The sequence below is a fragment of the Christiangramia sediminicola genome, from assembly GCF_031344135.1.
GTDB classification, from domain to species: domain Bacteria; phylum Bacteroidota; class Bacteroidia; order Flavobacteriales; family Flavobacteriaceae; genus Christiangramia; species Christiangramia sediminicola.
In genome coordinates this window covers 146,720-168,381 of record NZ_JAVJIU010000002.1, presented here as the reverse complement: position 1 = coordinate 168,381, position 21,662 = coordinate 146,720, and the positions used below count along the sequence as shown (strand labels likewise).

Annotated in this window: 17 protein-coding genes and 1 tRNA gene; 14 read left to right on the top strand and 4 right to left on the bottom strand. The window is 38.2% G+C overall.

From position 1 onward, the window contains the following. Window positions 1–151 precede the first annotated feature (151 nt). Together RE431_RS04550 and RE431_RS04545 are read left to right on the top strand one after the other, a co-directional pair. Window positions 152–1,405, top strand: a complete 1,254-nt coding sequence (locus RE431_RS04550) for a YaiO family outer membrane beta-barrel protein (protein ID WP_309560781.1) — start codon at window positions 152–154, stop codon at window positions 1,403–1,405. A gap of 1 nt (window position 1,406) precedes the next feature. Next, window positions 1,407–2,567 carry a hypothetical protein gene (locus RE431_RS04545; RefSeq protein ID WP_309560780.1) on the top strand — a complete coding sequence of 387 codons (1,161 nt, stop codon included), beginning with the start codon at window positions 1,407–1,409 and terminating at the stop codon, window positions 2,565–2,567. Here RE431_RS04545 and RE431_RS04540 read toward each other — a convergent pair. From RE431_RS04540 to RE431_RS04530, 3 genes are all read right to left on the bottom strand, one after another. Beyond that, window positions 2,564–4,609 carry an LTA synthase family protein gene (locus tag RE431_RS04540; RefSeq protein WP_309560779.1) on the bottom strand — a complete coding sequence of 682 codons (2,046 nt, stop codon included), beginning with the start codon at window positions 4,607–4,609 and terminating at the stop codon, window positions 2,564–2,566. The genes RE431_RS04545 and RE431_RS04540 overlap by 4 nt on opposite strands. 155 nt (window positions 4,610–4,764) lie before the next feature. Continuing rightward, window positions 4,765–4,959, bottom strand: coding sequence for a helix-turn-helix transcriptional regulator (locus RE431_RS04535; protein WP_309560778.1), 195 nt, complete (start codon window positions 4,957–4,959; stop codon window positions 4,765–4,767). Next, on the bottom strand, window positions 4,956–5,366 hold the full coding sequence (locus RE431_RS04530) for a hypothetical protein (RefSeq protein ID WP_309560777.1): 411 nt from the start codon (window positions 5,364–5,366) through the stop codon (window positions 4,956–4,958). The genes RE431_RS04535 and RE431_RS04530 overlap by 4 nt, the downstream gene beginning before the upstream one ends. Window positions 5,367–5,627: 261 nt before the next feature. Between RE431_RS04530 and RE431_RS04525 the strand changes: the two genes are divergently transcribed. The 7 genes from RE431_RS04525 (at window position 5,628) to RE431_RS04495 (ending at window position 17,034) form a co-directional block, all read left to right on the top strand. Next, a complete protein-coding gene (locus RE431_RS04525) occupies window positions 5,628–7,649 on the top strand; it encodes an autotransporter outer membrane beta-barrel domain-containing protein (RefSeq protein ID WP_309560776.1) in 2,022 nt (673 codons plus the stop codon). A gap of 160 nt (window positions 7,650–7,809) precedes the next feature. Next, window positions 7,810–9,198 carry a M16 family metallopeptidase gene (locus RE431_RS04520; protein WP_309560775.1) on the top strand — a complete coding sequence of 463 codons (1,389 nt, stop codon included), beginning with the start codon at window positions 7,810–7,812 and terminating at the stop codon, window positions 9,196–9,198. After that, window positions 9,195–10,580 carry a M16 family metallopeptidase gene (locus RE431_RS04515; RefSeq protein WP_309560774.1) on the top strand — a complete coding sequence of 462 codons (1,386 nt, stop codon included), beginning with the start codon at window positions 9,195–9,197 and terminating at the stop codon, window positions 10,578–10,580. The genes RE431_RS04520 and RE431_RS04515 overlap by 4 nt, the downstream gene beginning before the upstream one ends. A gap of 113 nt (window positions 10,581–10,693) precedes the next feature. Then, window positions 10,694–11,107 carry a hypothetical protein gene (locus tag RE431_RS04510; protein WP_309560773.1) on the top strand — a complete coding sequence of 138 codons (414 nt, stop codon included), beginning with the start codon at window positions 10,694–10,696 and terminating at the stop codon, window positions 11,105–11,107. A 135-nt stretch (window positions 11,108–11,242) separates the two neighbouring features. Next, window positions 11,243–12,325 (top strand): efflux RND transporter periplasmic adaptor subunit, encoded by a 1,083-nt coding sequence (locus RE431_RS04505; RefSeq protein ID WP_309560772.1) that lies wholly within the window; start codon window positions 11,243–11,245, stop codon window positions 12,323–12,325. A 19-nt stretch (window positions 12,326–12,344) separates the two neighbouring features. Beyond that, complete coding sequence (locus RE431_RS04500) at window positions 12,345–15,593, top strand: efflux RND transporter permease subunit (protein WP_309560771.1); 3,249 nt, start codon at window positions 12,345–12,347, stop codon at window positions 15,591–15,593. Then, complete coding sequence (locus tag RE431_RS04495) at window positions 15,580–17,034, top strand: TolC family protein (protein WP_309560770.1); 1,455 nt, start codon at window positions 15,580–15,582, stop codon at window positions 17,032–17,034. Before RE431_RS04500 ends, RE431_RS04495 begins: the two co-directional genes overlap by 14 nt. Window positions 17,035–17,247: 213 nt before the next feature. Here RE431_RS04495 and RE431_RS04490 read toward each other — a convergent pair. Beyond that, window positions 17,248–17,325 (bottom strand) — tRNA-Pro (locus RE431_RS04490). Between the two features lie 124 nt (window positions 17,326–17,449). Between RE431_RS04490 and RE431_RS04485 the strand changes: the two genes are divergently transcribed. The 5 genes from RE431_RS04485 (at window position 17,450) to RE431_RS04465 (ending at window position 21,651) form a co-directional block, all read left to right on the top strand. Next, the gene (locus tag RE431_RS04485; protein ID WP_309560769.1) at window positions 17,450–18,643 is read left to right on the top strand and encodes a PQQ-dependent sugar dehydrogenase; all 1,194 of its coding nucleotides are present in this window, start codon (window positions 17,450–17,452) and stop codon (window positions 18,641–18,643) included. A gap of 5 nt (window positions 18,644–18,648) precedes the next feature. Continuing rightward, on the top strand, window positions 18,649–19,125 hold the full coding sequence (locus RE431_RS04480) for a c-type cytochrome (protein WP_309560768.1): 477 nt from the start codon (window positions 18,649–18,651) through the stop codon (window positions 19,123–19,125). Between the two features lie 144 nt (window positions 19,126–19,269). Further along, window positions 19,270–19,878, top strand: a complete 609-nt coding sequence (gene udk / locus RE431_RS04475) for a uridine kinase (RefSeq protein WP_309560767.1) — start codon at window positions 19,270–19,272, stop codon at window positions 19,876–19,878. A gap of 19 nt (window positions 19,879–19,897) precedes the next feature. Beyond that, window positions 19,898–20,212: an FtsB family cell division protein gene (locus RE431_RS04470; protein WP_309560766.1), complete on the top strand. Its 315-nt coding sequence runs from the start codon at window positions 19,898–19,900 to the stop codon at window positions 20,210–20,212. Window positions 20,213–20,247: 35 nt separating this feature from the next. Further along, window positions 20,248–21,651: a methylmalonyl-CoA mutase subunit beta gene (locus tag RE431_RS04465; RefSeq protein WP_309560765.1), complete on the top strand. Its 1,404-nt coding sequence runs from the start codon at window positions 20,248–20,250 to the stop codon at window positions 21,649–21,651. The last annotated feature ends 11 nt before the right edge of the window (window positions 21,652–21,662 follow it).

Sequence of the window (21,662 nt, the reverse complement as noted above, 5' to 3'; positions counted from 1 at the left end):
AATTATCTCTAATTTATACTCAATTAGCTTAAAGCTATTATATTGCGACCACTTTAGAACATGAATTAAAGAAGCCTTAAACCAAATATTAACCTACGATTTTTATTGCTTCAAAATTTACAGGGTGTTCTGAATGTTATAAGCCCTATATATGAAATCGAAAATCACATTCCCCCTACTTGTCTTTTTTTTCGCCTTATTCTCTCTTAATTCACTGCACGCTCAGGAAGAAGAATTTACTACAGATGAACTCTTTATAAAAGCCAGAGCTGCTGCGTTTGATGAAGATGATTATCCTAAGGCAATTAAACTTACCAAGCAGGCTCTGGATAAAAGTCCTTCTTACGCCGATGTAAGGATTTTTCTGGGTCGCCTATATACCTGGACCGATAAAGTAGACAGCGCAAGGGTTGAATTTGAAAGAGTCCTGGAAGAAAATCCCGGTTATGAAGATGGCGTTTTAGCATATACAAATCTTGAATACTGGAATGATAATTCTGAAAAAGCCCTGGAGATCGTAAATACAGGAATAGAAAAAAATCCTCGTTCAGAGGATCTGTTGCTTTTAAAAGCCAGAATACAAAAAGATCTTGAGCAATATGCTGAAGCTTCCAATACGCTTAACCAATTGCTAAAAATCAATCCGAAATTAACCGAAGCCAGGTCTTTAGGAGAATCTATAAGAAATGTATCATCAAGAAATCAGATTGGTGTCGATTATGAATTTGTGCATTTTGAGAATAGGTTTGATGAACCATGGCATCTTGCAACGGTAGATTATTCCAGAAGTACCAAAATAGGATCTATCATTGGTAGATTAAATTATGCCAATCGTTTTGCATCTAACGGAACACAGTTTGTTATTGATGCTTACCCTAGTATTTCTGATACCTTTTATGCGTACGTAAGTGGAGGAATTGCCAGTAGTGGTAGTATTTTCCCAGATTACCGGGTTGGTGCTTCGCTTTATGCAAATTTGCCTGCAGCTTTTGAAGCAGACGCAGGCTTTAGAATGTTGAGTTTTGATGAAGAAACCTGGATTTATACAGCTTCCATCGGAAAATACATCAGCAATTTCTGGCTAAATGCTAGAACCTATATAACACCAGCCGACAAAAATGTTTCTCAATCTTACGCGCTAACTGTACGCTACTATATCGCAGGAGCAGATGATTTCCTGAGTTTTGGAGTTGGAACGGGAATTTCTCCTGATGATAATACCAATAACATCTTGTACCAGGATCCTTATAAATTAAAATCCAGCGATATTTCTGTAGGTTATAGATTTTCGGTAAAAAGCACCAATGTATTTTTTATCAATGCTGAATTGGAAGACCAGGAATATGCTCCTGAAACCAGAGGAAATCAATTTTCTGTTCAAATAGGATATTTCAAAAAGTTCTAAGATGAGAAAAAGGTTCTTTTCCGGGATTCTGCTTCTAATTATTGCGATCCCACTTATCATGTGGATCTTATGGCTATTCAAGCCTAATACAAAACTGGTGATCGCCATTGTAGACAAGACCGTTTTGACAACCAAAGGTCAGGAACACATTTCCCTGAACTGGGTTCTTAATAATGAAAAATATACCAAGACCTCTTCCAAGCCCTATAAGGTTGATAATGATTATTTCGGGTTCTTTCCTGAAGAGAATGAAAAGTTCAAGCTAAAAGGCCTGGAGCGATTCTCTTACCCAAAACTTAGTCAGTTGAGCAACGATGCAGACCTGGCATATTTCACCGATACATACGGGATTTTTAATAATGAGTGGTTTCATCGGGGCGATGAAATGGAGCGTTCAGGGATTTTGTATGGTGGATTAAGTGATAAAGATATTCAGTTGCTTAAATTAATGAAGGAGAAAAATAAACTTATCATTACTGAATTCAACACCATCGGTTCCCCTACTGCTTACCAGAACAGGATCAAATTTGAAGAGATGTTCCAGCTTAAATGGACAGGTTGGACGGCGAGATATTTCGATAATCTTAACCTCAGAGAGAACAAAGAAATCCCTAAATGGCTGGTGAGAAATTATAAAAAAACACATCGTGGTCAATGGCCATTTAAAAGTTCGGGAATTGCATTTGTAAATAACCAGGATGAAGTTGTGATCCTGGAAAAAGGCACACATCTAAATGTCGCCATGCCGCACATTATAACTGAAAAGGTTTTCCAGGAAGAATATTCGCTGCCAGATAGTATTAAGTATCCTTTCTGGTTCGACATCATAGTGCCTAATAAGAAATTCAATACTGCCATTTCCAGCTTTAATATAGATGCAAACAAAAAAGGATTAAAAGAATTAGAGGAAAATGGAATTCCGCTAAACTTTCCTGCAGTTACCAGCCATACAGGACAGGATTATACTTTTTATTATTTCTCTGGTGATTTCGCAGACAATCCGGTTTCGATGCAAAGCTCCTATTTTGAAGGTATCGAATATTTCAAAGGTTTCTTTTATGACGAAAGAAATATCATGGAGCGAGGCAGCTTTTTCTGGAAATTTTACAAGCCACTACTTACTAAGATCCTCGACGATTATACTGAAGAAAAGCTGGATTAATTAAGGGTATACTTTCTTATGATCGAATCTGGGAGAATTTTTTTGCCATTAACGATCTCTGAGTTTTTCATTCTAAACTGGTTAAAGGCATTTTTTAGTTCCTCCACTTTATCAGGATCATTCACTCTTTCTTCATTGAAATCCCTGGTAAGTTTATAGAGATCATCTCCATTCAAATGATAATCACCCAACACGAAATCTATAAGATCGGTTTTGGTTTGCATTAAAGGTATGTGGTGTATATTCTGAAAACTTCGGGTAGTATCCAGGCCACGTCCAACAAAACTGTTGATCTCCGGAGCTTTCACATCGTAATTGTTAGATAGAAAGGAGATCAAACTTGGAGCGATATCAAAATGGGAAGAGATAGACTCTATTTCTGCTGGTCTCTTTAGCATAGGCGAATAGATCATCAAAGGCACGTGATACCTGTCAATCTTTGATGCCATCGGTATTTCAGGAATTCGGTGGTCTCCTGTGATCAGGAAAATCGTGTTCTCAAAATCATCTTTTTGCTTGTAGGATTCTATAAAGTTCTTGATCGCGTCATCTGTAAACAAAATACTGGTGTATTGTTTTGTATAATTCCGGTAATCCTCTTTTTTCTTTTCACTAAAACCGAATTGTGTCATTCTATCCTCAAACTTCTGAGTGTACTTCTCGGTTTCATCAATTAAGAAAGGGCTATGTGTGCTAACCGTAAGTAATACATCCAGTCGCGGCTGCTCTTGTTTTAAATTTGAATTCAGGTAATATCTGAATAATTCCTTGTCTCCATAACCCCAGGTAAATCCTGTGGCAGAAGCCGGGATCTTTTTATATCCTGAAGGAAAGTCATTTTCATCATTAACACGGTCTATCCTATTCTTTCGAAGATAGCTCGCCATTTTATCAAATTCAGAATTACCCCCGTAATAGAATGAGGTCTGATAACCGTTTTTCTTTAAAAGATTTAATAGAGAGATTTGATCTGGCATGTTTGATTCCATCTCCATATAACCATTTTCCGAAAATGGTAAGGAACCAAGCAGAGAAGGTAACACTGCAAAGGTACGTCCGCCATTACTCAAGAAATTTGGCCAGTATAAACTTTTAGTAGAAAGCGAATCAAGATACGGAGTAAAATTCCCAAGGTAAGCACCTTTATTCGTAAAAGCCCTTCCCAAACCTTCCACCAGAATGATCACCACGTTGGGTTTTTTTTCACCTGTTTCAAAGAAAGGAGATAATACATCTGTTTTCAACTCTTTGTGCAGGAATGGATATTCCGGGTCATTCAAATATTCTATTGGTGCTGCATCTGCAAATTGCGTCTGGAAATCCCCAAGATAACTTTCAGCATAAATATCGGTTTCATAAAGTTCCGGATTCATATAGGTATAAGCTTCGGAATAGAAATGCTGAGATTTGTTCTTGATTAGACCATTTTCAAAATCTGAGCTTAATGTCTTAGCTGTAAGCCTGTTCGAAAGTCCGGAGATTAAAAACCCAAGAGAAAATAAGATCAAACAGACTGAAACCATTCTTCCCAATTCTACACGTTTTGAAAGAATCACGAGTGAAAATATCAATGCTGAAATCACCAGTACGAAAGTCAGAATAGGTGTAATACTCAAGCTCCCCGAAGCACCTACGGTTTGCATGATCTCATCTATGGAGTATCCAAAAAGATCACTTCCCAGCATCAACAGGGTTGTATTATAATAGAAGATAAGTACTAGTTGACCCAGAAAAAAAAGCGTACTGAAAATGATAAATATCGATTTTACCAGTTTTGGGATCAAAAAGTAGAAAACAAGGAAAATAATGTAAACTGGGAAAAGCCAGGTAAAGAAGAACTTCAGATCTTCGAAACAACTCCACATGAACAGTTCGGCAAAACTGTTTTCTACACTGTGATTCATCATTCCCAGCATAACTTCTATGCCGCTTAAAAGAAATAAGAATACGAGAAAAATTATGGCTAGACCTACAAATTGTTTCGCCGAATTTCTCAGGCTGAAAGAAAATCCAGGCTTTAGAGTCTTGGTTTTAGATGTCATGATTTTCAGATATGAGGCTTATCTACTTTCATTTTAGATTGAAGGTCTACAAAAGAAGGAAAATTTTTTGATTAATTGAAAAACAGCAAATTATATCGTTTCGATTTTCAATGAATTTTTCAGAAATAAAAAAGCCGGAAAAAATCCGGCTTCTACTAATTCTCATCTTCAAAAATTTCTTCGATCTTCAGATTGAACAATTTAGAAAATCTAAATGCTAATGGTAAACTGGGATCGAACTTTCCTTTTTCAATGGCATTTATCGTTTGCCTGGAAACACCTGTTTCATCTGCTAGCTGTGCCTGAGTCATATCATTTTCAGCGCGCAATACTTTGAGTCTGTTTTTCATTTATACCGTGCGTTTCCAATTAATATTGAGACCATATAGCTCACACCAATTAAGATAATGAGATAAGATATTTCGGCATCCTGAGAAATAACATTGGTAGTGTCCAGCATAGAGTAACTTATTCCTCCCACTAAAGCAGTTCCTAAGGCTATACCCATTGCATCCATCATGATCTTTCTTTGTAATTCGTCCTGGGACATTAAAAATTTAATGTTCGCTCGTATCATACCTATTCCTAATAAGGTGGTTATTATGATTGCGATAATAGAAAATGTTGGATCATTATCCCATAAATAGATCGCCCCGAATGTAGCTAAAGCAACTCCAAGAGTCCATGCCACTGTCCAGATCGCTAAATTCCTGGTACTGTATTTTCGTACCTCTGCCGTGCTTGTTTTTGAATTCATAAGTAAAGTCATTTTGATTTATTGTAAAGTTTATTTGACAAATATATACAATAAATTCAATATGTAAAGTTTTATTTACAAAAAGTAACTAAAACATGATATTATTTTTGAATTGCTTAATTAATAAAGGGTTTGGGAGTAAATTTTAATTGAGAGCATCTAGAAAAAAATTTACGAATTAACATAAGTTTCTGATTTCCTTCACATCTGGCTTATAATTACCGCCGTAAGTATCAGCATATAAACCAATTAAATATGATTATGAAAAATTCTAATTTTAAAATTGCTCAATTCGGCTTGGCAATTATGTTTGCTTTGTTTATCACGTCCTGTTCAGACGATGATGATTTTATGGAAGGTATGGACGATGACATGCCGCCAATGGCAACATGTTCAGACGGGATGATGAATGGCGATGAGACTGGAGTAGATTGTGGTGGTTCTTGTGCACCTTGTGAAGTGGAAGCTGGAAGAAGAGCAGAACTTTATGTAACTAACAATGAAAATGGAAATATTTCTCTTTACAGCGTAACGGGAGATTCACTGGTAACTTTTACAACTTCAGCAACTGCTGCTGAAGGTATTTATTATGACGCTGCAAATGATGTTGTAGTTCAGGCTTCAAGATCTGATATGCGTCTGGATGCTTACTCAGACATCAGTACTCTTATGGAAGATACCGATGTAACTGCAGCATACAGTAGTTCTGCAGATCTTGAGAGTCCGCGTGAGCTAGCCGTAAATGGGTCTACTTATGTTGTTTCTGATAATGGATCAAATAAATTCTATGAATATACTTCAGATGGTAACGGTTTTACCTTGATGAATACGGTAGAAGTTCCTTTTCCGGTATGGGGAATTACCTTTAAAGGCGAAGATCTTTATGCAGTGGTAGATTCAAGTAGTGATCTTGCTGTATTTTATGATTTTGAAGCAAATGTGATGGACGGAATGATGAATCCATCTAAAAGAGTAACTATTGAAGGTATCGTTAGAACTCACGGATTGACTTATGATGGAACTGACGATGTGATGATCATGACCGATATTGGAGATGCTGAAAATACAACTGATGATGGAGCATTCCATGTGATCGATGATTTTTCTACAAAATTTGACGCGCTTTCAGACGGAGATGTACTAACCGTAGATATGCAGACTAGAATTGCCGGAGCTTCGACCATGCTTGGTAACCCAATTGATGTTGCTTATGATTCTGAAGAAGATGCAATCTATATTTCTGAAATCGGAAATGGAAAAGTATTAGGATTTACCGGTTTTGGTGATGGTGGAGATATCGCTCCTACATATTCTCAGGACCTTACTTCTGCTTCTTCTATCTATTTCTCAAGTGACGAAACAGATGGGAATACTGGAATGGCGTCTAGTAATATGATGACAGAACTTTATGTGACTAATAACTCGAATGGAAACATCAGCGTTTACGATGCTTCAGGTGCTCTGATAAAATCTGTTATGACAGATGCAACCGCCGCTGAAGGAATTTATTATTCTGCTACGAATGATGCGGTTATTCAGGCTTCAAGATCTGGAATGATGCTGGAATATTATTCAGGATTTTCAGGAGCTATGGACGGTGGAACTGTAACTGCAGATTTTACCAGTGATGCTGAGCTTATGAGTCCGAGAGAGATCGCGGTTTATGGAGATATGGTAGTAGTTTCAGATAACGATATGCATATGTTCTATGTGTATTCTTATGATGGTTCTTCATTCACCCTTGAAAATACATTAGATCCAGGATTTAATGTTTGGGGAATTACTTTTAAAGGGGATGATCTTATTGCTGTAGTAGATAACTCTAGTGATATCGCGGTTTTCAATGATTTCTTTGATAACAATATGGACGGAATGATCACTGCAGATAAGAGAATTACTATTGGAGGTATTGTAAGAACTCACGGTATCGATTATAGTGAAGCTGATGATGTACTTGTACTTACCGATATTGGTGATGCTGCAAACGCAAATACCGATGGAGGCTTCCAGGTGATCCAGGATTTCAGTACTAAATTAGCAGCAGTTTCTGATGGTGGAATGATCGCTCAGAGCGAACAGACCAGAGTTTCAGGACTTACTACTCTGTTAGGAAACCCAATTGATATTGCCTATGACCATAAAACCAAAACGGTATTTATTGCTGAAGTTGGTAATGGCAAAGTACTTGCCTTTGGGGATGCGTTGAACATAACCGGAAATGTGATGCCAGATCTTGAAAATGATCTTACGGCAGCATCTTCGCTTTATCTTTATAATAACTAAACCATTCTAATACCTAACCTAAAAAGCCCTGAGGATCACCTCAGGGCTTTTTTTATTTTTAAACTTTAAGACAAAATATTACGGTAAATGTAACTTTTTTAGGATTTTAAGTCTATTATATTAGATAACAATTTAATCTATTAAACAAAATATAATTCTTATGAGAAAAATGTTTATGCTGTTTTTCATGTTTGGCGGAATATTATCCGGACTTGCACAGGAAAAAGGACAGCAAATGGAACAATCTGGATTTAATGTTCCGGTAGAATATTACAAATTAGACAACGGTCTTAAAGTGATCCTTTCTCAGGACAAATCCTCTCCGACGGTTATAGTTGCTACCTACTATAATATTGGTTTTAGAATTGAACCCCGTGATAGAACAGGATTCGCTCACTTGTTTGAACATATGATGTTTCAGGGATCACAAAATCTCGGAAAGATGGAATTTATCAAACTTGTTCAGGAAAACGGAGGGGTTTTAAATGGATCTACACGTTTCGATTTCACCAATTATTTTGAAATCGTTCCTGCCAATAAATTAGAAACTATGTTATGGGCAGAGGCAGATCGTATGAAAGGCCTTGACATTACTCAGGAAAATCTTACCAATCAGCAAGGGGTGGTTAAAAATGAGGTGAAAGTTAATGTGTTAAACCAGCCATATGGTGGTTTTCCATGGTTAGACATGCCTCAATATGCAAATACCAACTGGTATAACGCTCATAACTTTTATGGTGATCTAAACGATCTTGATGCCGCAAATCTAGAAGACGTAGAAAAATTCTTTGACACCTACTACGCGCCAAACAATGCGGCTTTATCTATTGTAGGTGATTTTGAAATGGATCAGGTAAAGGAATGGATCGAAGAATACTTTGGTGGTATCGCCAGTGCTGAAATTCCTCCATTACCAGATATTTCTGAACCTAAGCAAACCAAAGAGAAGGATTTTGTGAAAAATGACTCTCTTGCTAATAAGCCTGCTATTGCTATCGCCTACAATATGCCGGAACGTAATTCTACTGAATATTATGCCATGGGATTACTGGACCAGATATTAATTCAGGGAGATAATGCTCTTTTACAGAAAAAACTTGTAGATGAATTAGGTTATACATCAAATGTTGGTGGAGGCATCAATTACCTTGGAAACATGTTCAATTACAACGGGCCAATGCATATGATGTTTAATTTTACTTATGACAATGAAACTTCTAAAGAAAAAGTTGTTGCAGCAGTAGATGAAGTTATAGCTAAGCTTGACGAAGGCATTACCCAGGAAATGCTGGATAACGCCCTGGTAAAAATGCGCTCTCAATTATACGACAACCTCGGAAGTTCATTTGGCCTTGGTCGTGCAGATCTATTAGCAAGTTTTGCTTTATTCGATGACAATCCATCCAGAATTAATGATCTGGAATCAGAATTTAAAAAGATAACGCCAGAGGTTATGAACAAAACAGTTGAGGATTACTTACGTAAAACGAATAGAACGATCTTAACTGTAAATCCTTTATTAGCCAACAACGAAAATAAGAATCAATGAGAACCATATTTTACATATTTGTACTAGCGCTTTTAGTCGCATTACCGGCTAACGCACAAAAGCAAACCCCGCCAGAAGGAGGAGAACCAAAAGGTTTCACCCTTCCTGAAAAAGAGGTTATTACTTATGACAACGGACTGGAATTGGTATTGGTTCCCTATGGTAGTATTCCGAAGGCAACCATCAACATAACCGTGAAAACCGGAAATATCCATGAAAAAGAAAACCAGGTATGGGTTTCAGATCTGCTGGCAGACTTAATGGAAGAAGGTTCAACTGCAGATTATTCTGAAAAGGATAAACTGGCAGGCATGGGTGGAAACCTGAATATAGGTGTAGGAACCCATACTTCAACTTTAAGTACCAATGTACTTGCTGAGTTTGCTCCGGAAGCACTTAAAGTTTTAAGTGATGTACTGGTTAATCCTGAATTACCGGAAGGTGAATTGGAGAGACTTAAAAATAACATGAAACGTAATATTACTGTTTCGCTTTCAAGACCGGGCACTCAAGCAAGAAAAGACTTCTTTGCCGAGCTATATCCAGATCATCCATATGGCAGACTATATCCAACCGTGGAAATGGTAGATTCTTATACAGTTTCTGATGTAAAATCATTCTACGATGAGAATTTTGGAGCTGAAAGAACTACAGTTTATGTAGTTGGTCAATTTGATGCTGAAAAGATCAAGGAAGTAGTTAAGCAGCAGCTTGGATCATGGAGAAAAGGTTCCGCAGCTAACTATCCTGTCGCCGAAACAAGTTCCAAAGGTTCTGTAAAAATAATTGATCGCCCCGGAGCACCGCAATCAACCATCTATTATGGTTTGCCTGTGGCTGCACCAGATAGCGACGATTATATCGCACTTGATGTAACAAATTCTTTACTGGGAGGGTCTTTTGGATCCAGAATAACCAGTAATATTCGCGAAGATAAAGGTTACACCTACTCCCCTAGCAGCTCTTTATATTCTAATTATAAAACCGGAATCTGGTATGAAAGTGCAGATGTAACTACTGAATTTACGGGTGCTTCTTTAGATGAGATCAAAAAAGAGATCGTTCGTTTACAGAATGAGGCTCCAGGAAAAGAAGAGTTAAAAGGAATTCAGAATTACGAATCCGGGATCTATGTACTTCAAAACTCAACACCTGGCGGAATCATTAGTCAGCTAAATTTTCTTGATGTTCACGATCTACCGGAATCATTCCTTGTAGACAAAGTGAAAAATATCAACGCTGTAACTCCTGAGCAGGTTCAGGAAATGATGAAAAAATATATTCAGCCAGAGAATATGACCCTGATCGTTGTTGGAGATAAAGAAAAGATCAATGATCAAATTCAGGAAACAATGGATCTACCTGAAAAAACTAAGGATTAAGACACATCCATTTAATGTATAAGCCTTGAGAAATTCTCAGGGCTTTTTTATTTTTCTAATTTAACATAAGGAATTTGTGAGAATTAACATTGCAGAATACTTTTGCCCCCCGAATGAAAAACGCATTTGAGAAATATTTTCTTTCGTTAGTATTTATCCTGATAAGTGGGTTTGCTCTTATTCATGCAAATTCCTTCTTTGATGGGAACTACGATTTTTGTGATGTACAGGAAATGCACATTACAAATTCTTCAAATTTAGATTTTCAAGTTCACTCCTCTTCTTCGCCTGACTCAGGTTTCGAAAAAGCCTTTATTGAGCTTACCGAAACTGAAGAGCTGGAATCCTTTTCTAAAGAAGCAAGGAAAAACCTTCAATTAAGTAATGGCAGTTTCCTAGCTGTTTTCTACTATGTTTTTGCCTGGGAAGTAGATCTTGATGAAGATCTGGCAACTTACGCAACGGCAGATCCTTTTCGAACTAACCTGTGCAAAAGGTATATTCAGTTCGAAGTATTCCGAATTTAGAATTAAAATATAAACATGCAGCTATGCATGTAATAGAACTGTTTTCGATTATCTATTGAAAACATTTAGGCTTGCCGTATACTCATTTTGGCAGCCATCAAATTTTCCATTTTCAATAATAAAATTCATTTAATTATGAAGAAGATTCCAATTTTCATTGGTCTAATTGCCGTGTTTTTAAATGTCGGCTGTAATTCTCACAAAGAAGAAAAACATGAGGAAAGAACTTACCAGGTAACAAATCCTGTTTATAAAGACACCTCGATCACCAAGGAATACCTCGCCCAAATCCATTCGGTACGCCATATCGAGCTAAGAGCCATGGAAAAAGGTTACCTGAAAGACATTTCTGTGGATGAAGGTGATTTTGTAAAAAAAGGACAGATGATGTTCCAGATCATGCCCAATATCTACCAGGCTGAACTTCAAAAGTCGAAAGCCGAAGCTGAAGCCGCTTCCATAGAATATGAAAACACAAAACTTCTGGCAGATAGTGATGTGGTTTCTCCAAATGAACTTGCCCTGGCCAAAGCCAATTATGATAAGGCAAAAGCAGAAGTAAATTTAGCCCAGACACATTTAGGTTTTACCGGAATCCGCGCTCCTTTTGATGGGATTATGGATCATTTACATGTACGTGAAGGCAGTATGCTGGAAGAAGGTGAACTGCTTACTACATTATCTGATAACAGTAAAATGTGGGTGTATTTCAATGTTCAGGAAGCTGAATATCTGGATTACATAATGGGTACAGACAGGGATAAGCAAAAAGAAGTAGAACTTTTACTTGCGAATAATAAGAAATTTAATCAGCCTGGAGTCGTTGAAACCATTGAAGGTGAATTTGATAATGAGACCGGAAATATCGCCTTTAGAGCAACCTTTCCTAATCCCGATGGAATTCTACGTCACGGGGAAACCGGGAATATCCTGATGAAGATTCCTCTGGAACATGCCTTGCTAATTCCGCAAAAAGCGACTTTCGAGATCCTAGACAAAAAATATGTATTTGTGATCGATAAAAATAGTGTCGTAAGACAGAAGGAGATCAAAGTTGGTTCAGAAATACAGCATCTTTTTGTAGTTGAAAAAGGCCTCAACCCGAAGGATAAAATTTTACTGGAAGGAATTCGTCTGGTGAAAGATGGAGAAAAGATTGATATCGATGTGATCGAGCCTGAAACGGTTCTGGCCAACCTGGCAATCTACGCCGAGTAAAACCCTAAATCTTTAGAAAATGTTTAAAAAGTTTATAAAAAGACCGGTACTCGCTATCGTCATCTCGGTGATGATCGTATTTATAGGCACGCTGGCTATCAAGCAACTGCCTATATCGCAGTTTCCACAGATTGCCCCAACCACCGTAAATATCTTTATCGCCTATCCCGGTTCCAGTGCAGATGTATTGGTAAAGTCTACCTTGATCCCACTGGAAACTGCTATTAACGGAGTGCAGGATATGCGTTATATCGCTTCTGATGCCACCAGTGCAGGTGAAGGAACGCTTAGAGTAATATTTGAACCTGGGGTAGATCCCAATGATGCCGTCGTCCGGGTAAAGACCCGGGTAGATCAGGTTATGCCTTTGCTACCAGAATTGGTTCAGCGTGAAGGTGTGATCATCACTCCGGTTCAGCCCAGCATGTTGATGTATGTGAACCTGTATAGCAAGAATAAGGATACAGATGAAAAGTTCCTTTATAATTATGCCTACACCCGGATAGTTCCTGAAATTCAGAGGATCAACGGTATCGCCAACGCACAGATCCTGGGAAGTAGAAAATATGCCATGCGTGTCTGGCTGAAACCGGATAGAATGAGAGCTTATAATATTTCTGCGGAAGAGATCCTGGAAGCTATGGAAGATCAGAGTATTCTTGCGCGTCCCGGAAGAATTGGTAGAAGTTCCGGGAAAAAATCTCAGGCACTGGAATATGTACTTACTTATCGCGATAGATTTAGCGAACCCGAAGAATATGAAGATATTATCATTGAATCCAATAAAGAAGGGCAAACGGTTAGCCTGGGCGATGTCGCTGAAGTAGAATTGGGAAGCGAATTTTTTGATATTTATTCCAATCTTGATGGAAAGCCTTCTGCTTCTATTGTTTTAAAACAAACCTTCGGAAGCAATGGTAGTGATGTGATCAAGGATGTTAAGGAAAAACTGAAAGAATTAAAACAGGACCTTCCTCCGGGAGTGGATTACGAAATAAGTTATGACGTTTCTAATTTCCTGGATGCTTCCATTGAGCAGGTTTTACACACACTTAGGGATGCCTTTATTCTGGTTGCAATCGTGGTATTCCTGTTCTTGGGAGACTGGAGGTCAACCCTGATACCAATAATAGCAGTTCCCGTATCCCTTATCGGAGCTTTTTTCGTGATGCAACTGTTCGGACTTTCAATAAATCTTATCACGCTGTTCGCACTGGTTTTAGCAATTGGAATTGTGGTGGATGATGCGATTGTAGTTGTAGAAGCCGTTCATTTGAAAATGGAGGAAAAGAACCTGACTCCATATAAAGCTGCCACCGAAGCTCTTGGTGAAATTGGAGGAGCAATACTTGCTATCACCATGGTCATGGTATCGGTATTTATCCCAATATCATTTATGTCTGGACCGGTAGGCGTATTCTATAGACAATTTTCGATCACCATGGCCGGATCTATCGTAATTTCTGCGGTAGTTGCTTTAACACTTACGCCGGTTTTATGCGCTATGTTGCTTAAAAACAACCATGGAAAGCCACGGAAAAAATCTCCGGTAAATAGATTTATAGACTGGTTTAATCGAAAATTCGAAAGACTTACCGGACGTTATATTGGTTTTCTTAACTATATCGTTAATCGGCGACTCCTGACCTTTGGATTGTTAGTGGCATTCTGTGCCGGGATATTTGTGACCAACAAAGTTTTGCCTTCTGGATTTATTCCTAATGAAGATCAGGGAATGATCTATGCTATTATTCAAACTCCTCCTGGAGCGACTTTGGAGCGTACCAATGAAGTTGCCCAGAAATTGATGAAAATTAGCGAGGAAATTGAAGGAGTCGAATCTGTTTCTTCCCTTGCTGGATACGAGATCATGACCGAAGGTCGTGGATCAAATGCCGGTACCTGCCTCATTAATCTAAAACCCTGGAGAGATCGTCATCATTCGGTCCATGAAATTATGGAAGAACTAGAAGAAGAGTCTAAAGATCTCGGAGCCGTTATCGAATTTTTTGAACCGCCGGCAGTTCCCGGTTTTGGTTCATCTGGTGGATTCTCTCTAAGATTATTAGATAAAACGAATTCTACCGATTATCAGGAATTTGAAAAGATCAATAATGATTTTCTGGATGCCCTGGGAGAACGTGAAGAACTAAGTGGTTTATTCACTTTTTTCGCGGCAAATTATCCGCAATATGAATTGCAGATCAACAATAAGGCAGCGATGCAAAAAGGAGTTTCTATAGGAAAAGCCATGGAAAACCTAAATATTCTTATTGGTAGTACATACGAGCAGGGATTCATTAAATATGGTAGATTTTTCAAAGTGTATACTCAGGCAGCTCCCGAATACAGGGCGATGCCTTCAGATCTTGAAAAATTGTATGTGAAAAATGAGGAAGGTGAAATGGTTCCTTATTCCGCATTCATGAAACTGGAAAAAAAGCTGGGACCTAATGAGATAACCAGGTATAATCTATATAATTCTGCCGCCATACGAGGTTTACCGGCAAAAGGTTACACTAGTGCCGATGCCATCCAAGCCATAAGAGAAGTTGCGAAAGAAAAGCTTCCTCGCGGCTACGATATTGCCTGGGAAGGTCTTTCATACGATGAGGCAAATCGAGGCAATGACGCATTATATATTTTCATAATAGTGCTCATTTTTGTCTATTTCGTTCTGGCCGCTCAATATGAAAGTTTCCTTTTACCATTGGCAGTTTTACTTTCACTGCCTATAGGGATATTCGGTTCTTTTTTATTGCTGAAACTGATGGGGCTTTCCAATGACGTTTACGCTCAGATCGGGATGATCATGCTTATAGGCCTCCTAGGTAAAAACGCAGTGTTGATCGTAGAGTTTGCCGTTTTAAAACGCCGCGAAGGCGCTACTGTTCTGGAAGCTGCCATTGAAGGTGCTAGAATGCGTTTCCGTCCTATCCTGATGACTTCATTCGCATTTATCGCAGGTCTTATTCCTCTAGTGATCGCTACAGGTGCCGGCGCAATTGGTAACCGAACCATCGGTGGTTCAGCGATGGGTGGAATGCTATTAGGAACACTTTTCGGGGTACTCATAATTCCTGGTCTTTATTACATCTTCGGAAAAATGGCTGACGGTAAAAGCCTTATCAAGGATGAATTTGATGAGCCAATTTCAGAAGAATTCTTTAGAAATAATGAAGGTGAAGGTAGTATTCGAACTCGTTTGAAAAAGATGAACAAACAATTGAAAAAACTAATGAAAAGAAAAGACGATGAACAAGAATAAGCTTTTCAATATTAGAAAAATTAGAATTTCCCTGGTATTGGTCGTAGGTACATTATTCATTTTAGGATGCGTACCCACCAGGGATATTCGGGAAGAGAATAATTCTCTGCCTGAAAGTTATGACAATGCCCAAGTCGAAGATTCCTCAAATACTGCGAATATCAACTGGAAAGAATTCTTTTCAGATCCGCAACTGGTTGCCCTTATCGATACTGCGCTGGTAAATAACCAGGAACTAAACATTATGTTGCAGCAGGTTTCCATTGCGAAAAATGAAATTCGAGCAAGAAAAGGAGAATACCTGCCTTCAGTGAATATTCAGGCAGCTGCCGAAACTGAAAAAGTAGGTAGATACACGAGCCAGGGAGCTAATGACGCGAATACCGACATTAGACCAGACCAGGAATTTCCAGAGCCCTTACCAAATTATACTGTAGGAGCCTTTGCTTCCTGGGAACTGGATGTCTGGAAAAAACTTCGAAATTCAAAAAAAGCTGCTATGATGGAATATCTATCTACAGTTGAAGGGAAGAATTTCATGATCACAAATCTCATTTCTGAGATCGCAGACTCCTATTATGAGCTTCAGGCATTGGATAATGAATTAATGATCATTGAGCAGAATCTGGAACTTCAAACAAATGCTTTAAAAACAATTCGTATTCAGAAACAGGCGGCAAGAGCAACTGAACTTGGTGTGAAAAGATTTGAAGCCGAAGTTTTGAAGAATCGCAGTGAGAAATATTCCGTAGCCCAGGAGATCGTGGAGACAGAGAACAGGATCAATTTCCTTATTGGGAGAGTACCTCAGCATGTTGAAAGAGATTCTGAAACTTTCATTGAAAAAGAAATGGATACGATCTATTCAGGAATTCCATCTCAGCTGCTGCAAAACCGACCTGATATTAGAAGGGCAGAATTTGAATTAGCTGCTGCAAAACTAGACACCAAGGTTGCTAGAGCTAATTTTTATCCATCTTTTGCTATAAAGGCCGGAGTTGGATTGGAAGCATTTAGTACAAAATTTCTAACCTCGACTCCCGAGTCTTTATTGTACTCGCTGGCGGGTGACATGTTTGCTCCCTTGATCAATCGAAATGCCATAAAAGCGGAATATAGTACAGCTAACGACAGGCAACTTCAGGCTGTTTTCGATTATGAAAAAACCATTTTAAATGCTTATATCGAAGTAAAAAATGGGGTCTCAAAAATTGAAAATCTGAGAAAGAGTTATGAATTGAAGGAGAATCAGGTTGAGGCACTAACTCAGTCTATAGAACTTACCAATAAGCTTTTCAGATCTGCCAGGGCAGATTATCTAGAAGTTTTACTTACGCAAAGAGAATCTTTAGAAGCAAAGATGGAATTGGTGGAAACCAAGAAGGATCAACTCCTCGCTAGAGTGGCCATGTATCGTAATCTAGGCGGTGGATGGCAATAGTTGAATTTTAATTAGCTGATTAAAAAAGGCCATTCTAAATGAATGGCCTTTTATTTATATAATAAAACATACAAATTGAATCAAAATGAATCAAGAGAATTCATATTCCTTTGAACATTAAACGTTTATTAGTTTAAACTAATGCTGTATATAAACTGTTAGTGAAAAATATATTACAATAAAAAAAGCCTGTTGAAATTCAACAGGCTTTTTTGGTCGGGGTGGCAGGATTCGAACCTGCGACCTCCTGCTCCCAAAGCAGGCGCGATGACCGGGCTACGCTACACCCCGAGATGGCTTTTCAACCATAATTGGGCGGCAAATATAAGAATATTTAATCTCTCACAATGAAAACTTTTAATTTTTTATATCTTAGTTTACTTAATGCCTTTTTAGGCTAATAAATTGCAATGCTATGAAAAGAATTTTACTGGGTATAGGAGTCGCTTTTAGCCTCTATGCCTGCGGTGAATCTGATAAAACAACAGATACTGCTGAAGTTGATCAAACAAATCAGGAAAACACCGAAGAACCTACTGAAACACAAACTGAAGTTCCAGATCCTATTGACGCCGAGAGTTCAGATAAATACTCCTACGAAATGGTGGTCGAGGGCTTGAAAATCCCTTGGGGATTCACTTTCCTTCCAGATAACAGCATGCTTATCACTGAAAAGAATGGAGATATCATTCATTTCAAAAACGGTACAAAAACTCAGGTTAAAGGCGGCCCGGAAGTCTATGACCGTGGACAGGGAGGTTTGCTTGATGTGGTTTTACATCCAGATTATAATAATAACGGATGGATCTATTTCTCCTATGCTTCCAAAGAAGGCGAAGGTGATGGCGGAAATACAGCTATTATGAGAGCCAAACTAAATGGTGATCAATTAACGAGTAAGGAAGTTCTTTATAAAGCCAGTCCGAATACTACAAAGGGTCAGCATTTTGGATCAAGGATCGCTTTCGATAAGGAAGGCTATTTATACTTCAGTGCTGGTGAGCGTGGCGAACGTGATGTGAATCCGCAGGATATCACACGTGATAATGGAAAAGTTTACAGGCTGAATGATGATGGAACTGTACCCTCAGACAATCCGTTTATAGGTGAAGAAAATGCGGTGGAGGCTATCTACTCTTATGGTCACCGTAATCCACAGGGGATGATACTAAATCCAGAAACAGGAGAGATCTGGGTTCATGAACACGGACCTAAAGGTGGAGATGAAATTAATGTGGTTAAGAAAGGGGCGAATTTCGGCTGGCCAGTTGTGACCTACGGAGAAAACTATAGCGGTACACCAATTACCGATGAAAGATCAAGACCAAATATGGCAGATCCTATTTTCTATTGGCTACCATCTATCGCGCCTAGTGGATTTGCTTATGTCACTTCAGATAAGTTTCCGGAATTAAAAGGCAATTTATTAGTGGGATCATTGAAATTCCAGTACCTGGAACTTTTAAATCTTGATGGTAAAAAGATCACAAAAAGAACTAAATTGCTTGAAGACTCGGGAAGAATGAGAGATGTGAGGCAGGGACCTGATGGAAATATCTATGTAGCCATAGAAGGAAAAGGAATTGCAAAATTAACCAACAACCAATAATTATTATGAAAAAACTGCTATTTGTATTTGGATTGGCAGCAGCTATGGTAGCCTGTAAATCAGACAAAAAAGAAAATGATGCTGAAAACGAGGAGGATTCTTATGTGATCCCTTCTTCTGAAAAATCAAGTTCACAAACTCCTTTAAAAGCCAGTATCGAAAGAGGAAAAGAGGTTTATTCAGATCTTTGTGTGACATGTCACCTGCCAACTGGTAAAGGTATTGCAGGAACTTATCCTCCACTCGATGGCTCAAACTGGTTAACTGAAAAACGTGAGGAGAGTATACGCGGAGTGAAATATGGAATGCAGGGACCAATCGAAGTGAATGGTGAGAAATATGATAATATCATGACACCTATGGGATTAAGCGACAAGGAAGTTGCTGATGCTATGAATTATGTGATGAATTCCTGGAGTAACAATATCAAGGATATGGTTACCGAAGAAGAAGTTTCCGCTGTGCAAAAGAAAGAAGAATAAAAAAATCATTCTTATAATAGAAGTCGGATTGTATTAACAGTCCGGCTTTTTTATTTTGATATAATTCCAATTTTCGTCAAATGGGTATAGATTCCTCCAAAAATTTTTAAAAACTAATATTACCTTTGCGCAAATTTCAACTCTATGCTTATAATTGGTATTGCCGGAGGTACGGGAAGCGGAAAAACAACGGTAGTAAATCAGATCATTGAAGAACTAAAGAACGAAGAAGTAGATGTGATTTCTCAGGATTCTTATTACCAGGATACTTCTCACCTGTCTTTTGAAGAACGAAAAAAGATAAATTTTGACCATCCTAAATCTATCGATTTTGACCTTTTAGGCGAGCATTTAAAAGAATTGAAATCTGGAAAATCAATTCAGCAACCGGTATATTCTTTTAAAGAACATAACAGAACTGGTGAAACTATCGAGATCCATCCTAGAAAAGTAGTGATCGTTGAAGGGATTCTTATTCTTACGCATCCTGAAATTCGTGAGTTATTCGATATCAAGATCTACGTGCATGCAGATAGTGATGAGAGATTGATACGTAGATTAAAACGTGATATTGCTGAAAGAGGCCGTGATCTTGAAGAAGTGCTATGGCGTTACCAGACTACTTTAAAACCAATGCATCAGCAATTCATTGAGCCTACCAAAGAATTTGCAGACATAATTATTCCTACCAATCGCTACAATACCGTTGCTGTTGATATCGTTCAGACTATAATCAAAGATCGCTTAACCTAATTTTGTATCTTTAAAGCGTATGAAATTTAAAGACCTGCGAAAAAAGCCCTGGTTCAGGTTTATCAGTAACAAATATGTACTGATAAGTCTTGTATTTGCTGGGTGGATGTTCTTTCTGGACACAAACTCATGGTTTATTCATCATGAGCTGGACCAGGAAATAAACGAATTGCAGGACAACAAAAATTATTATCAAAAGGAAATTGCGAAAGATAAGGCAGTCATTGAGAATCTTCAGGATTCGGTAGAGCTTGAAAAGTTCGCCCGACAGAAATATTATATGAAAAGGCCTGATGAGGATATTTACATTATCGAGTACGATACCGTAAACTAGACTTCGCAAAACTTCCCAATCAAAACCAACTAATAATGAAACAATTGTTATTTCAGGACTTTGAAGAAGTTTCTGCAAAACAATGGAAACAAAAGATCCAGGCCGATCTTAAAGGTGCCGATTATAACGAGAAGCTCATCACCAAAACGCTTCACGGCATCCATATAAAACCTTTCTATTCTTCTGAAGATGTTGAAGAAACTTTAAAAGTTTCAAATCCCGCGAATTGGAATATCTGTGAAAAAATCTATGTAGTTTCTGCGGAAAATGCCAATAAAAAAGCGCTGGAAAAACTTCAGAAAGGAACAGAATCTATTTGGTTTATTTTACCTAATAATGAAATCGATTGCGTAAAGCTATTGAAGGATCTTCCGGAAGGACTTACTGTCTATTTACATCTTGAATTTCTGGATACGGAATATGTTCAGAAACTGGATAATCTCATCGCTGAAAAAAATCTAAAAGTATTTCTACAAACCGATATTAATGGAAAACTGGCCAGAACAGGAAATTGGTTCGATAATCTTACGGCTGATCATGAAAACCTGGATTCAATTATTCTGAATTCACACAATTTTGAATCGGTAGTAAGTATTAATCTTGGTCTTTATCAGAACGCCGGAGCTAATATTCCACAGCAACTCGCCTACTCTATCGGCCAGGCTACAGAATATCTGAATCATTTTTCTGAATTGGATCTTTCTGAAGAACAAAAGCAAAATTTCACTTTTCAGTTCAATGTTTCAGTAGGTTCAGATTATTTCTTTGAGATCTCTAAGATTCGAGCCTTGCGCTGGTTATTTGCAACTGTGGCTGAAGAATTTGGTTTTAACACCACCTGCCATGTGATCGCCCAACCTACCAGACGCACAAAGACTTTATATGATTTTAATGTGAATCTGTTGCGAACCACCACCGAAAGCATGAGTGCGATCCTGGGCGGAGCCGATGCCATCTGCAATATGCCTTATGATGCAATTTATCACAAGGACAATGAATTTGGAGACCGTATAGCCCGCAATCAGCTTTTGATCATGAGGAACGAAAGTTATATGGATAAAGTCGGGAATGTGGCTGAGGGCACTTATTATGTTGAAACCATTACGAAGCAGCTCGCTGAAAAAGCTCTGGATATTTTCAAGGATATCGAAAAAGGCGGCGGTTTGCTGAAAGAACTGAAAGCCGGCGTTATTCAGAAAAAAATAAAGGATAGCGCAAAAGAGGAACAGGAAAAATTCAACAATGGTGACCTGGTGCTTATTGGAACTAACAAGTTCGAGAATCCGCAGGACAGGATGAAAGACGATATCGAACTGTATCCATTCCTAAAAAAGAATCCTAGAAAAACTTTAATTGAACCTATACTGGAAAGAAGGCTGAGTGAAGAACGCGAGGAAAAGAGATTAGAAGAAGAAAAACAAAGTCAGCCAATCCAATAAAATCAAGATTT

Coding starts and splice junctions, on each gene's coding strand:
- RE431_RS04495 (WP_309560770.1), top strand. CDS start 15,580: ATGAACAAGAATAAGCTTTTCAATATTAGAAAAATTAGAATTTCCCTG.
- RE431_RS04510 (WP_309560773.1), top strand. CDS start 10,694: ATGAAAAACGCATTTGAGAAATATTTTCTTTCGTTAGTATTTATCCTG.
- RE431_RS04470 (WP_309560766.1), top strand. CDS start 19,898: ATGAAATTTAAAGACCTGCGAAAAAAGCCCTGGTTCAGGTTTATCAGT.
- RE431_RS04520 (WP_309560775.1), top strand. CDS start 7,810: ATGAGAAAAATGTTTATGCTGTTTTTCATGTTTGGCGGAATATTATCC.
- RE431_RS04550 (WP_309560781.1), top strand. CDS start 152: ATGAAATCGAAAATCACATTCCCCCTACTTGTCTTTTTTTTCGCCTTA.
- RE431_RS04465 (WP_309560765.1), top strand. CDS start 20,248: ATGAAACAATTGTTATTTCAGGACTTTGAAGAAGTTTCTGCAAAACAA.
- RE431_RS04505 (WP_309560772.1), top strand. CDS start 11,243: ATGAAGAAGATTCCAATTTTCATTGGTCTAATTGCCGTGTTTTTAAAT.
- RE431_RS04480 (WP_309560768.1), top strand. CDS start 18,649: ATGAAAAAACTGCTATTTGTATTTGGATTGGCAGCAGCTATGGTAGCC.
- RE431_RS04485 (WP_309560769.1), top strand. CDS start 17,450: ATGAAAAGAATTTTACTGGGTATAGGAGTCGCTTTTAGCCTCTATGCC.
- RE431_RS04525 (WP_309560776.1), top strand. CDS start 5,628: ATGAAAAATTCTAATTTTAAAATTGCTCAATTCGGCTTGGCAATTATG.
- RE431_RS04500 (WP_309560771.1), top strand. CDS start 12,345: ATGTTTAAAAAGTTTATAAAAAGACCGGTACTCGCTATCGTCATCTCG.
- RE431_RS04535 (WP_309560778.1), bottom strand. CDS start 4,959: ATGAAAAACAGACTCAAAGTATTGCGCGCTGAAAATGATATGACTCAG.
- RE431_RS04530 (WP_309560777.1), bottom strand. CDS start 5,366: ATGAATTCAAAAACAAGCACGGCAGAGGTACGAAAATACAGTACCAGG.
- RE431_RS04540 (WP_309560779.1), bottom strand. CDS start 4,609: ATGACATCTAAAACCAAGACTCTAAAGCCTGGATTTTCTTTCAGCCTG.
- RE431_RS04515 (WP_309560774.1), top strand. CDS start 9,195: ATGAGAACCATATTTTACATATTTGTACTAGCGCTTTTAGTCGCATTA.
- RE431_RS04545 (WP_309560780.1), top strand. CDS start 1,407: ATGAGAAAAAGGTTCTTTTCCGGGATTCTGCTTCTAATTATTGCGATC.
- udk (WP_309560767.1), top strand. CDS start 19,270: ATGCTTATAATTGGTATTGCCGGAGGTACGGGAAGCGGAAAAACAACG.